Raw genomic sequence first — 12,359 nt, 5'->3', positions numbered from 1 at the left:
TAAAATATATTTTCGGCTCAAGGGTCTTCGGGAGTATGTTTTAGCAATAGGCATGCTGTTGAAGACCCTTTGAGTCGTGTTGACACATTAGTTTATGTATATATTTTCCATCGAAACATTCATGTTGTCATAAAAATAAATATCAAGAAATAATGCTAAAAATGCTAGACCTAAACTCAATCATGTATTACATTTAACAGTATTCCACTAACCGATGAATGGAGTACAAAATGTCCAATACCCGTTTTATCCTGACCGGAGTGGGTGCGCTTGCCCTCCTAGGTGCATCCGTGGTGCCGTCCGTTCCTTCCTTTGCCGCTGAAGGGAACGCTGGTGCGCAGACTCAGCAGGCTATCTCTACGCTTCCGGGTGGCCAAAATACTGGCACTAATAACACCAATGGGAACAACACAAATATTAATACAGGGGCTAAAGTAACTTCCGTTGAGGGCGGTCCGCTGAACCCTCTGACAGGGCAGAACAACCTTACGATTACTGGTGAGGGGATTGACCTCAACAAGTCTTTTGACGGTTTAGGTGCAGAAGTCTACGAGGTTGATGCAGACGGCGACTTCACTGGCGAGAACTTAGTTCAAGACGGCGGAGGCCTTGTTGTGACGGAAGACGGTCATTTCCGTGGCACTGCCAAGGTTAAAGGCGATTTCGATCCCCAGAAACACTATGTTCTCTACATTATGAGCTACCCCGGGCACGGTAACCGCACAATAGAGGCTAAACAAGATCTGCCTGTACAGCAGGTTGACAGCAAGGACCTGCAGTCTTCCGTAACCCTGACCACCAACTCCTCGAAGACAAATATGCTCAGCAGCCACCTGAACACCAATGTCTTGACCCTGACCGGAACCCATTTTGATGACGTGAAGCAGGTCAAGATAAAAGTTGAGGGTCTGGATGAGAACGGACAGGTTAACGAAACTCTTGCCACCAAAGACGTCTCGGCAGAGATGAAGAACGGTAACTTTACTACTCAGATTCAGATTCCTGGATCCAAGATTCAGGAAGGCAAGCACTATCGGGTGCTTATTGAATCCAGCAGCGACGACTGGGTAAGGGCTGTGACTAAGGATCTTTATGGCGATACGGATGATGAGGTTGTAGGCATCATTAACGGTGCACCCCTTAGCCGCAGTGCCGCCGAGAATCACCTGAAGGTTGCTGGCGGCGGGTTTAACCCTGCAGCAGCGGCTCAGAACGGCTCCAAGGTTCGGTTGATTTTCACCGAATACAATGTTGAGCTTGATGATCCCAGCAGCGATGAGATCGTGAATACGACTGTTACCCCGAAACCGAACGGCGACTTCGAGGGCGACCTGACTATTCCCGGTAATAAGCTGCAAGCAGGAAAGAAATACGTGGTACGCGCATACCTTGAATACGCGGATGGCGGAGTCGCAAGCGACATTACCCTCAAGACCCTGGTTCCGACCACGAACTAGGCTTTATTAAGAGAAAATCTCTGTGCTGACACCCCTAGAAGAAGATAAGGTGCTACATAAACCTAAAATTTCCTTCTAGGGGTGTTGCATGGGTAAATCGACCGGTACGATTTGATAAAACCACACTATAGATGCCTTCGCCAGGAGATAGATGATGCGCGCCTTCCTCTGTTCTTACTTCGCCGGTGTAGAACCCGCCTTCAAAAATTTCTTGCGCGGCAACCCATCACAACAGCAGGTGGTGTTTATTCCTACCGCCAGCACGGTTGAAAACACAACTTTCTACGTTCAGGATGCCCTGAATGTTTTCAAAAATTTAGGGCTAACCCCCGATATTCTCGACATTGCAGAAGTTGATTCAGAAACCGCGAAGTTGCGCATCGAACAAGCTGAAGTTCTCTATATTTCGGGCGGCAATACGTTCTATTTGCTGCAGCAGCTCAAATCCAAAGACCTCATCAATTTCATTGTCGAAAAGGTGCGCCACGGCATGATGTACGTGGGGGAGTCGGCTGGAGCTATGGTCGCTTCGCCTGATATTGAGTATGCACGAGTTATGGACGACTCTGACGCTGCTCTGGGAATGTTTAATTTTAAGGCGTTGGGAATTGTCGATTTCTACCCGGCGGTGCACGAGGAAGAAGAACCTTTTGTACAGGCGGTACGCCGTATGAAAAGCGAATATTCGGATAAGCTGGACCTTGTGCCTATCAACAATAGGCGTGCGATTCGGGTTGAGGGCGGCGTTCGCTTTATCGTCTAGGTTTTCTCCATCGGGCAGAAACCCACCGCATAGTGTGTTCACCTTGAAATAGCAGACTCCGGGAGCAGTTTCTTCATTCGGGAGCGGTTAAAATGCTCCCGAATCAAGAAACTGCTCCCGCTTCACCCGTTTATGATTGTAATTCTGGTCTTTCTTAGTCTTGCGGAACCCTGAACGTGATGCAATAGAACTGATCATTCCAGAGCAAGCTGGTGCTTGCATCCTCCATGTCTTCGGGTATCAGTGCCTCAATCTCTGAGAGATCGAAAGTGGCGTTCTTGTAGGCTTTACGGGTGAGGACGTTCTTCTTGTACTGCGAATCGATGTAGTCGGAAGTTTCGTCTGCGATCATAATTTTCGTGCCGGGTTTGGCCACCCGAATCATTTCTTTGATCGCGCGTTTTTTATCGCTAAAGAAGTTAATGCCGCCCACGTGCAGCACCACGTCAAAACTCTGATCGATGAAGGGCAGGTCCTCGGCGGCACAGTTCACTAGGTTCAGGTTCGCGCGCCCACCCCAGATTTTCTGGCATTTCTTGAGCATCCCGAGCGAAATATCGGCACCCGTCCAGTCGATTGCGCTCACCTCAATATCGTCGGGCAGGTAGCGTAGGTCGGTACCGGTGCCGATTGAGACGTACAGCGCCGAGCAGCCGGGAAACCACTCTAGTTCCTTCATGAACTGCTGGCGCATCTGTGCGACTTCATTGCCGTAAGCGAGACGCCCAAACCACCGTTCGCCTAGGTCGTAGACGGAGGCTAAGCGGTTGTAGAATTTCATGTATTTGGCGTTATCGCCCTGAATCTGCGCTTCATCCAGACATAGCAGAATGCCATTCTCTTCGGCGGGAGGGTTAGTGCGGAATTCGGGCTTGAGCTTATCGAGTAGCGTGGTTGACATGATATAGCTTTCGGATTGGTGATAATCAAGGACGATGTCTGCTGTTAAAAACATGACCTCGTAAGCACAATTGTAGATATATCGTCCTTGACGGTCTTCATCCAAAATATTGATTTTTTACCTCAGGACGCGCGCCATTGCTACAGAGCAAGAGAGCCCCACACCATGAGGGCGGCACAGAGGAAGAACAGCATCCATTGTCCCAACATGTAGTAGGTGCGGCGTTCGACTTTCACAGCTGCCAGCTGCACCAGCCATACGAATCCCCACGCGCCTAAGTACGCTGCGATGAATAAACCGATTTCTCGTTTGGCTGGCAATAAGTCGGTGAATGCTAATAGGAACGTAACAATGGTGATCAACAGCAGATCGATACTCACCAGCTGAAACGCGCACATGGCCTGCGTCCAGTGCCGGGAAAGCTCTGTGTGATTAGCAGGGACACGTACCATGTTTTCTGTATTGGCGGGATGCGCAACCGGACGCAAAGACAGCGTCTCGCGGGTTCCAACAAAAATATGTGCGCCGAACGCCAGTGCCATAAGCACTCCAGCCATGACGAAAGGTACTACCATGCGATCCTTCTAACTCCCAAGCTATGTAGTAGAGCTGATTGTCTCTTTTTTAAACACGAGGTTTACGTAGTCGCGTCGTACCAGCCGGGCAGAGCCGCCCGCCACCGCCATATCGTGCAGATGCTGTACAGCTACCGTATGTAGCGGCAGTTCTTGTGTGAGCGCAACTATATCGGCGGCATCGTACAGGGCGAAGCCGTACTTGGTGAATGGCAGGGTCTTCATAAAATCTTTTTCACAGAAGCTTAAACACACCCGCCCGCCGGCGGTAAGCACCCGGCACATTTCTGCGAGCAGCCAAGCCGGTTCCTCCCAGAAATACACCGTATTCACGCTCAACACCTTCGTGAAAATGCCGTCTTCATACGGCAGATTCACGCCGTCATACAGCGCGTACTCAGCCAGCCCTTCTGCGATAAACACGTTATTGGCGGCGCGGGCCTGCTCATACATGAGCGGCGAAATTTCCACCCCATCATAGTGCAGGTTCTCTGCGAGGGAGAGAACATAATTGAGGAGCCCACCATTGCCCGGGCCCGCCTCCAGGATGCGGTCATCTTCCTCAATGCCTAATGCATTCAGGGCGCTCACAATCATGGGAAGATTCCCCAGGTTTAAAGAGTGTGCTAGCTCTTGACCGGTGTCACCCATGGGGCACTTAAGCTGGGAAGCAAGGGCCTTCGCCTGCTCGGCCGGGTTCTGGCGGGTACTAGACATAGTGCTCCTTTATAATAATCCAGGCGTGAAGATTTTTTATCATAGCACGGCCGCAGTTTGTGCCACCGCCAGGAGAGCTTTAGCGCCGAGAGGAGGTTTTATAGATGCGCCAGGCACGGCGAATCATTGGCAGCTGCAACGGTAGACGGCCGAAAGCCACAACACGCTTAAACGCTGACTCATGCCGCCAATCCCACGCCATTTGCACATTCGCCGGGAACACCGCCGTATACAGTGCAATAGCCGCGAGGGCACCCGCCCGGCGGGTTGTTGGGACGGTCAGCAGCCCTGCGATACCAAGCTCAGCAGCCCCCGAAGCATAGGTGTAGAACCGCGCGGAGCCCGGCAGGGCACGAGGCACGATTGCGTCGTAATGTTCGGGTTTCGCGAAATGCAGCACACCCGTGGTCCCTAGAAAACCGGCTGTTACCACGGGCGCTATATGTTTCTTACCGCCGGAGCGGGAATCCTCAGATACGTTTTTCTTCAAGCTCATAATTCTAGTTTTGCACATCCGCACTACTACCGCCGGATGATTTTTATGGATTCTCTAGGGCATCGCACATGCGTGGTTCCGCACCTCTAAAACTGAGTAAATTCACATTTCTACCGCACAGCATGAGCCTTACACGTCGTGTAACGATAGCGAATCCATACCAGAACAGGGTAGAATGAGTGAACCGGTGCTAAGACATCACGGAAAGGCCCGTGAGGGCACCCAATCACTGATCCCATGAAAGGAATCCTCTCTTATGAAGAAGCTCATTGTACTTGCTCTCGTCGGCGCAGCAGCATTTTTCGTGTACAAGAAGAAGTTCGCAGCCTAAGCTAGAGTCAGCAGTTTTGATGGGGTACATAAAGCCCACACGAACTGAATACACAGCAGATTTGCGTGAGCCCCGCATCCAGAAGGTTGGATGCGGGGCTCACCGCTTGCTTACACACGTTTATCAGGAACTACCCGGTCGGCAAATCCCCGTTCATAACAATCTTTTCCTGAGCGGAGTCCCAGGTGAACGTCGCTTGGGAAGACCCCACAGAGGCCGAAATCTGGTTAGCAGAATTCCGTGAGACCGAAGGGGACCCCTGAACTGGGTTGAGCGTGCCGGTTCCCAAGTAGTCTCCGTGATGGAACAGCATAATATGTGACGCACCATCGGAAGACCCGACCGTAATCCACGAGAGCTCCGCACTCGAATCGAAAGTCGAAGTATCCGCCGAACTCAGCGACCACGAATGATGACCGCGAAGTTTACTCGCATTAGAATCCAACGCCAAACGCCCGCTTGAGGACGAAGACCCCGAATTAGAATTTGATGATGCGGTTACCGTAACGGTACTTGCCTCCGGCTGCGGGTTGGCGGTTACCGTTACTACAGACACGCTCGGACTTGGAGAGGCTGAAGAACTGGTGGCACTTGCTGTGGGAGAGTGAGATGCGCTGGTTGAAGCGGATGAAGAACTAGATGAGCTGGAACTGCGTGCAGCCTGCGAACTGCTGCCCGAATCGGTGGATGCGCCAAACGGGTTACCGCAGGAAGAAAGCAGAAGCGCCGCGCCAGCGCAGAAAACTAGCGGTTTTACAGGAAATCTAGACATGAAAAACTCTTTTCGTATCGGTGCGTGTTGTTACTCCTAGTTTACTGGCGGCAACTCGCCAGTGCGGGAGACCTGCCGGGTTTGCGGGTCGAAAGTATACACGCTAATAGCCCGCCCCGTTGCGTAAGTATTTCATATTCCTCATGAACTCCCTTCGCAACAGCATGAATGTACGACGAGACCGCGCGGCCCGGCTCTTACGCGACAGTTCCCCTTGCGCAGAGGCAGAGAACGCGCGACAATGAGGAAATGGCTGAAATTACTTTTCAAAATAACCTTGCAGTTCACACCAGCGGCAACCTTCCCGCCATCGGTTCTAAGGTCCCCGCATTCTCCGTACTCGACGCCGACCTCGCTGAGGTCACCGGCGCCCAGTTCTCGGGTAAGAACCTCGTGCTGAATATCTTCCCCTCGGTCGATACCGGCGTATGCGCCGCCTCGGTTCGCAACTTCAACAAAGAAGCCGCCGGTCTTGATAACACCGTTGTCGTGAACGTTTCACACGATCTTCCGTTCGCGCTTGGTCGTTTCTGTGCCGCTGAGGGCATCGAGAACGTTGTTACCACCTCCGCATTCCGCTCATCCTTCGGGCAGGACTTCGGCGTGACAATGACCGACGGACCTCTCGAAGGGCTCCTTGCTCGCGCCGTCGTAGTCGTGAACCCCGCCGGTGAGGTAGTGTACACCGAGCTCGTTCCCGAAATCACCAACGAACCTAATTACGAGGCTGCGCTCGCAGCTCTTAAGTAAACGCAGCTGAGCCTATCAAGCAGGCACCATGCCCGGTTTTTCCGTGCCGTGGTGCCTGCTTTGTTCTGCCGTTTGAAACTATTGTGCTGGTTCGTGCGGAGTCTCTTCTGCGCGATCGTGTTCCGTGCGATGGTGCGTAAGCTCGTCGGCGACCAGCATATGTTGAGGCAGAGAACCGCGTTTCTTCGCCGCTGCATAACGCCCCACCAGAAGCGCCATATACACTGCCATCGCCACCAAGAGCATAGACCCCGGGGCAATAATCAACGCTACTGCCGCCGCGATCACCGAGAAAAGCACCGTGAGCCTATCGGGGTTAGCGCGATAGGCATCAAGGGCAAGTACCGTAAAGAGCGCAGTCATTACGAAATCGAACCCCTCAAGATGCGCCAGAAAACTCGACCCCAAGAAGAACCCGAGTGTGGAACTGAGGATAACGCTCACATGCATTCCAGCATGAATCCACAGAATGCGTGACCCTCTTAGAGTATGCCGTTCCGGTCCGCTGTTGAGGGCAAAAGCCTCGTCGATGAGCGTATAGACGGTGTAAAACTTGGCGAGAGAGCCGTGCACACGCTCGATAGGGTAGGACAGCCCATACATGAGGTGGCGTGAATTGATGAGCAACGTCATCACCGCAACGGATACCAGCGAGGCACCCGCTGCCATCATCGTCAGCAATACGAACTCTACAGACCCGGCGAATAAAACTCCTGGAAGCAGGGGTGCAAGCCACCAAGGAAAACCCAAGCTGTGTATCACAACACCGAGTCCAATTCCCACGAAAAACAGGCCCAGCATCACAAGGGATGCAACGCGCATTGCCTCACGAAATCCGCTCTCGCCAGTGCGGCGGAGCTCAAGACTAAGGGCATCATCGCCTGCGCGTAAAGCCTGCTCGCGTTCCTGCACCACCGGAATGCTGCTGGTCGCCAGACCTGCGGAGGCGATAATATCGAGAACCTGTTCGTCGCTGGTTTGTTGCGGCGCCTCCCCAAGGTGGCGGTTGGGGTGTGAAGATCTTTCAAACATGGTATGCCCCTAGAAAACCCAGTTGATGAGAATAACGCAGGTGGCGGTACCGGCGATCATGCTGTATACCATATTCTTCTTCCACAGGTGCACGAGCGCCGTCACCACAAACCCGGCAAGGTAGGGAACCGCGGTGTGTGTGGATGAAAAGTCAATACGGCTTACCGCATAGATCGCCAGAAGCGCTACGGCCCCGAGTGGAATCCAATGGCTGAGCGCATCCAGCACCTCAGAACCTGCAAGGGCTTTTTTGAGACCAAAGGGGAGCACCCGCAGAACAAAGGTTACAGCCGCCGCCACCAGAACGGCGCTGATAATATAGCCGCTATCGATGTGGCCGTTAATCATGGGGGTTCTCCTGCGGGTCGGTGTAGTGAGTGAATGTGGGGCTTGGAGTTTTCACCTGATCTGTCGTGCTGTCTTCGGCAACCGTCAGCGATGCGTTATTCTCTGGGGCGGGTATCTGGTGTTCCGGCAGTGTTCCCCGTGATTTTGCGATAAAGAACCGTACTATCAGCAGGGCAGTGTAGGTTCCCATCGACACCAGAAGCATGGAACCGGGTGCCAGGATAATACCCACCGCGCCAGAGATCAGCGTGAGAAGAGCCGTGACATTATCCCGTTGAGCGCGGTAAGCATCAATCGCGAGGATCGTAAACAGCGCCGTCATGGCGAAATCCATACCCTCAAGGTGGCTCAGAAACGATGCGCCAATAAAGAACCCGGCGGTTGTTCCTGCCACCCAGCTGATGTGCAGGAATGTACTCACCCATAGAATACGTGCGTGAGAGAGCGTATTCCGGTTGGGGCCGGTGTTGAGCGCGTAGGATTCGTCGCAGAGCGTGTATATGGCGTAGAGCTTCGCCCAGAAACCCTTGACGTTCTGCAGCGGGAAGGAAATACCGTACACCAGATGGCGGGAGTTCACGAGCAGAGTTGTGAAACCAATAGCGCCTACACTGGCTCCGGTTGCGATCATTTCTACCACCAGGAACTCGACGGAACCGGCGTAAACGATGAGGGATATTGCGGGCGCAAGCCACCACGGTAAATGGTGAGCACTAATAATAACGCCCAAACCTAACCCCAACACCACGAAACTTGCAAGCACCACGCTGGATGCCCGTAAAGCCTGTTTGAAGCCGCTCTCGGTGGGGTTATGACCGATCGCGGCGTAATGTTCTGCGTCGCTTGTTTCCTTCGCGGTATCTTTCATGGTGCCTCTCAGCAAGAGTGAAAATGAGTCTTCAATTATCCTATCCAATTTTAGGGAAGTTTTATGTACTTCGTTTTGCTGTACGGAATATCAGGGGAGGAATAAAGATGTGGTGCCTGCGTTATGCTCAATGTACAAGCGACAGTTTCACCGTGTTAAGGAGTATTGCTGATGAATAAAGCGCCTGCTGAGAAAACAATAGTACGCCGCGAGTCTGAGGACTACCGCGAAGTTCGTGTAGAACGGGTTGATCGCTTGCGGTACCGGGCACATGGTGCGAATGGGGCAACCCTGGACTTCGGGGTGGGTGATGGGCTTCTAACTCCGGTGGAGCTCTTATTAGCGGCGATCGCCGGATGCTCCTCGGTCGATGTGGATGCGGTCACCACCCGCCGTGAAATCCCACAGGTATTCGAGGTACTTGCTTCTGCTCTGAAGAAGCATGAGGACGGTGCGGTACGTCTTGATGATGTTGAGGTCGATTTTGATGTGCAGTTCCCTGAAACCGAGGCGGGCACGCAGGCCGCTAAGATGGTGGATCGGTTAATTCGTTTGAGCGCTGAGAAGGACTGCACGGTCTCTCGTACGGTGGAGCATCCGACGAAGGTTGAGTTTCATAATGTAAATGCTGAGTAGGGCTTTGCTGGATTATCGTATTGGCCTTGACTTTAAGCATATATTTTTGCCGAGCAGATTATTAAAAGTTATCTGCTCGGCATTTATCGCAGGGGGGCTTTGATGCGGAAACATATTACATATAGTGCGCAGAATCATCAGCAAGGTCGGTGCCTTGAGGGTTTTCGGTCAGATATTGGATAATGGCTTTTTTGTCGTGAAGTATTTCTTCAATCTGAGCCTGGTCTTCTGAACTGTGGATGTGTGCCCACCGACCCTTCTCCTGTCGGAAGATAACATGCGCGGCTATGGAGTATTCTTTGGTAGCTTTTATTGAAAACTTGGCTGCTGTTTTATCGTCTCTGGTTCTGAGGTGGAAAATATCAGGAAACGAAATATCTTCACCTCCACGGAAATTTTTACCCCAAGGAGAATAACTATATTTATTAATACAATTAAAATGTGTTGTAATAATTTTTCCTGTTCGAGTATGGTATTTAATAGTACCGTCTGAGTGAATACTAAAGTACTCCATTTCGTATGCGTAGAGGAAATTCGCGCTAAGTAGTGCTGTACCGCCGAAAAGAATGGTATTCCACGTTCCGGTCCATGCCATATCCCACGGAATGATTAAGGCATCTATTGTTAAACCTAGCGCTGTCACATTCAGCCATCCTTCAAGCTGGTGATACTTCCTCTTAAATACGTAGGGGAGCTTCTTCTCTCGTGATCTGCGCACCGCATCGTAGGTGAGGTAGAAGATGGCAATGGCAACAGTGATAATAATGATCATGGTAGTTCTGCTCAATGTTTTCTCCCTATTCCTTATTATGTGATGTAGCAACTGATCGAATTGGCTAAACTCAGGCGAACTACGCCGATAATATCAGTAGTTCCCTGAAAATTTTGTGGCGTTATCTGTACTCTTGCGTATCTTAAGTTTTTTTCGCCGCACAGAGCCGAACCTTGAAGAATTTATACGCCGTCAAGACATCATCTATGTCGGAGGCGGTAACACCGCAAACCTCTTAGCTGCGTGGAGGTTGCACGGTCTCTCGTACGGTGGAGTATCCAACGAAGGTTGAGTTTCATAGTGCGAATGCTGAGTAGGGTGTTACCGCGTTGAATCCATATATAGACCTATATACTCTGGATATGCTCGGTGTTTAGGATGGGCTATGATTGCATGGCTTATTTGTGGAGGGTTGGTTACCTATGGAGACTCAACGCACTATTGTGCTTCTGAGTGGTGGGTTCTCTGACGGTGAGAATACTGATCAAGATGTGTTTCTGTTAGAGTCCAGCATGCGGAGAAAACCAAGGGTGTGTTTTATTCCTACGGCTAGTGGAGATTCACGTGCGTATATCGAGCGTTTCTATACTGCCTTTAAAAGATATTCGTGTATTCCTGCTCATCTTGAGCTTTTTCGCCGTACAGAGCCGAACCTTGAAGAATTTATACGCCGTCAAGACATCATCTATGTCGGAGGCGGTAACACCGCAAACCTCTTAGCTGTGTGGAGATTGCATGGACTTGACCGTGTGCTTCGCAAAGCATATGTCGAGGGAACGGTTCTATCGGGGATAAGTGCAGGTGCAGCTTGCTGGTTCGAGTCATGTCTGACCGATTCGTTTGGTGGTTTAGAAGCGCTCAATGACGGTTTGGGTATACTGCCTGGCAGTTTCTGCTCTCATTTCAATACTGAACCTGGTCGTCCCAGAAGTTTTTTGCAGACACTACAAAGCGGTACTTTACCGCCAGGAGTAGCTTTAGACGATGGGGCGGCAGCTCGATACTGCAACGAGGTAGTAGATGTAGTCTATCGAAGTGTGAGCAATGCTGGTTTATATAATCAGACGGCAAAAGGTATATGTGCTGTGGAGTTGTAGTACGTTTACCAGCAGGTTTCGACTGCGCAACGAAGCTCTTGATATGTAAATTTTGAGAATGCATTTTGATAGTGAAAATACTTGATATATCAAGCGAAAAGCGGGGGTTGTGTAGGGTGTGCCACTATGTGACCGGATTCGACACGTGTTATTAAAACTTTATTTTTAACCTCAAGTGCAGATTTTACCTGGGAATCTTAAGTGTGCTTCTAGTAGGTGCTACATGAAGGATCTTATTCTCTTCAATCCCTGGAATTGCAGGGGATGTATGAGGGGGTAAAAGTCCTTAAGAGGTCCCTGGATATGCAGGATTTTTGAAATGTTTATTGTAGACAAAAAAGGGTGCAAGCTGAGTGATGTTCACTTAAATGTTATAAACATGCTTGTATGCCTAGTGGAGCCCCTGTAGCCTGGGAATTGGATACTTAGTCTAGGCTACCCTTGAGGGTTTACTCCTGCGGTAGTTGAAAGTTTCCGTGCACACGAAGCCGACATAAAAGAGGTTTACATATGACTTCTCATCAGCGGAAATCTCCCGGAATTAAGAAGGCGCTGGTTACGACCGGCACCGCCGCATCCTTGTTGGGTGCATCCTTCGTGGCAATGCCTGCTACGTTTGCTAACGTGCCGGATCAGGTTCCCACCTCTCCTGCATGTGACTGCCAGCCCGGTCAGCCGGGACAGCCTGGTCAGGGCGGTCAGGGTCAGACCGGTCAGCCTGGTGATCACGACAGTGATCACCCTGATACTCCCGATACACCTGACACTCCCGATACGCCTGGTGATCACGACAGCGATCAGCCCGGTACCCCCGGTCAGGGTGGTCAGGGTCAGACTGGTCAGC

15 protein-coding genes and 1 pseudogene are annotated in these 12,359 nt (G+C 51.3%); 7 read left to right on the top strand and 9 right to left on the bottom strand.

Annotation, left to right across the window (positions count from 1 at the left end):
• The first annotated feature begins 230 nt into the window (after window positions 1-230).
• Window positions 231-1,457, top strand: coding sequence for a histidine kinase (locus HMPREF2554_RS04035; protein ID WP_244864767.1), 1,227 nt, complete (start codon window positions 231-233; stop codon window positions 1,455-1,457).
• Between the two features lie 151 nt (window positions 1,458-1,608).
• Window positions 1,609-2,220: a Type 1 glutamine amidotransferase-like domain-containing protein gene (locus HMPREF2554_RS04030; protein WP_013397512.1), complete on the top strand. Its 612-nt coding sequence runs from the start codon at window positions 1,609-1,611 to the stop codon at window positions 2,218-2,220.
• 154 nt (window positions 2,221-2,374) lie between these two features.
• On the opposite strand, the gene HMPREF2554_RS04025 is transcribed toward HMPREF2554_RS04030, so the two are convergent.
• From HMPREF2554_RS04025 to HMPREF2554_RS04005, 5 genes are all read right to left on the bottom strand, one after another.
• Window positions 2,375-3,121 carry a class I SAM-dependent methyltransferase gene (locus HMPREF2554_RS04025; protein ID WP_244864765.1) on the bottom strand — a complete coding sequence of 249 codons (747 nt, stop codon included), beginning with the start codon at window positions 3,119-3,121 and terminating at the stop codon, window positions 2,375-2,377.
• 140 nt (window positions 3,122-3,261) lie between these two features.
• On the bottom strand, window positions 3,262-3,696 hold the full coding sequence (locus tag HMPREF2554_RS04020) for a hypothetical protein (RefSeq protein ID WP_013397510.1): 435 nt from the start codon (window positions 3,694-3,696) through the stop codon (window positions 3,262-3,264).
• A 21-nt stretch (window positions 3,697-3,717) separates the two neighbouring features.
• Window positions 3,718-4,413 carry a class I SAM-dependent methyltransferase gene (locus HMPREF2554_RS04015; RefSeq protein ID WP_013397509.1) on the bottom strand — a complete coding sequence of 232 codons (696 nt, stop codon included), beginning with the start codon at window positions 4,411-4,413 and terminating at the stop codon, window positions 3,718-3,720.
• A gap of 79 nt (window positions 4,414-4,492) precedes the next feature.
• Window positions 4,493-4,909: a DoxX family protein gene (locus HMPREF2554_RS04010; RefSeq protein ID WP_013397508.1), complete on the bottom strand. Its 417-nt coding sequence runs from the start codon at window positions 4,907-4,909 to the stop codon at window positions 4,493-4,495.
• A 461-nt stretch (window positions 4,910-5,370) separates the two neighbouring features.
• Window positions 5,371-6,012: an LppP/LprE family lipoprotein gene (locus tag HMPREF2554_RS04005; RefSeq protein WP_013397507.1), complete on the bottom strand. Its 642-nt coding sequence runs from the start codon at window positions 6,010-6,012 to the stop codon at window positions 5,371-5,373.
• 249 nt (window positions 6,013-6,261) lie between these two features.
• Between HMPREF2554_RS04005 and tpx the strand changes: the two genes are divergently transcribed.
• Window positions 6,262-6,762 carry a thiol peroxidase gene (gene tpx / locus HMPREF2554_RS04000; RefSeq protein WP_041321518.1) on the top strand — a complete coding sequence of 167 codons (501 nt, stop codon included), beginning with the start codon at window positions 6,262-6,264 and terminating at the stop codon, window positions 6,760-6,762.
• Between the two features lie 78 nt (window positions 6,763-6,840).
• Here the strand turns inward: tpx and HMPREF2554_RS03995 are convergent, their stop codons facing one another.
• The 3 genes from HMPREF2554_RS03995 to HMPREF2554_RS03985 are packed head-to-tail and all read right to left on the bottom strand — an operon-like array spanning window position 6,841 to window position 9,010.
• Complete coding sequence (locus HMPREF2554_RS03995) at window positions 6,841-7,794, bottom strand: AzlC family ABC transporter permease (protein WP_013397505.1); 954 nt, start codon at window positions 7,792-7,794, stop codon at window positions 6,841-6,843.
• A gap of 9 nt (window positions 7,795-7,803) precedes the next feature.
• Window positions 7,804-8,142 carry a branched-chain amino acid transporter permease gene (locus HMPREF2554_RS03990; RefSeq protein WP_004005150.1) on the bottom strand — a complete coding sequence of 113 codons (339 nt, stop codon included), beginning with the start codon at window positions 8,140-8,142 and terminating at the stop codon, window positions 7,804-7,806.
• Window positions 8,135-9,010, bottom strand: a complete 876-nt coding sequence (locus HMPREF2554_RS03985) for an AzlC family ABC transporter permease (RefSeq protein WP_013397504.1) — start codon at window positions 9,008-9,010, stop codon at window positions 8,135-8,137. Before HMPREF2554_RS03985 ends, HMPREF2554_RS03990 begins: the two co-directional genes overlap by 8 nt.
• Before the next feature lie 171 nt (window positions 9,011-9,181).
• Between HMPREF2554_RS03985 and HMPREF2554_RS03980 the strand changes: the two genes are divergently transcribed.
• Window positions 9,182-9,646 (top strand): OsmC family protein, encoded by a 465-nt coding sequence (locus tag HMPREF2554_RS03980; protein ID WP_004005148.1) that lies wholly within the window; start codon window positions 9,182-9,184, stop codon window positions 9,644-9,646.
• A gap of 115 nt (window positions 9,647-9,761) precedes the next feature.
• On the opposite strand, the gene HMPREF2554_RS03975 is transcribed toward HMPREF2554_RS03980, so the two are convergent.
• On the bottom strand, window positions 9,762-10,418 hold the full coding sequence (locus HMPREF2554_RS03975; protein ID WP_004005147.1) for a hypothetical protein: 657 nt from the start codon (window positions 10,416-10,418) through the stop codon (window positions 9,762-9,764).
• A gap of 115 nt (window positions 10,419-10,533) precedes the next feature.
• Between HMPREF2554_RS03975 and HMPREF2554_RS11760 the strand changes: the two genes are divergently transcribed.
• The 3 genes and pseudogenes from HMPREF2554_RS11760 to HMPREF2554_RS03970 all read left to right on the top strand — a co-directional run.
• Window positions 10,534-10,710 (top strand): Type 1 glutamine amidotransferase-like domain-containing protein, encoded by a 177-nt coding sequence (locus HMPREF2554_RS11760; RefSeq protein WP_013397503.1) that lies wholly within the window; start codon window positions 10,534-10,536, stop codon window positions 10,708-10,710.
• A 130-nt stretch (window positions 10,711-10,840) separates the two neighbouring features.
• Complete coding sequence (locus tag HMPREF2554_RS11210; protein WP_013397502.1) at window positions 10,841-11,515, top strand: Type 1 glutamine amidotransferase-like domain-containing protein; 675 nt, start codon at window positions 10,841-10,843, stop codon at window positions 11,513-11,515.
• 510 nt (window positions 11,516-12,025) lie between these two features.
• Window positions 12,026-12,359 (top strand): annotated as a pseudogene (locus HMPREF2554_RS03970) (hypothetical protein); the annotation flags it as partial.

It is taken from the genome of Rothia sp. HMSC071F11 (genome assembly GCF_001809115.1).
GTDB classification, from domain to species: Bacteria; Actinomycetota; Actinomycetes; order Actinomycetales; family Micrococcaceae; genus Rothia; species Rothia dentocariosa.
The sequence above is the reverse complement of the archived record's forward strand: the minus strand, read 5'-3'. Positions and strand labels throughout refer to the sequence as shown.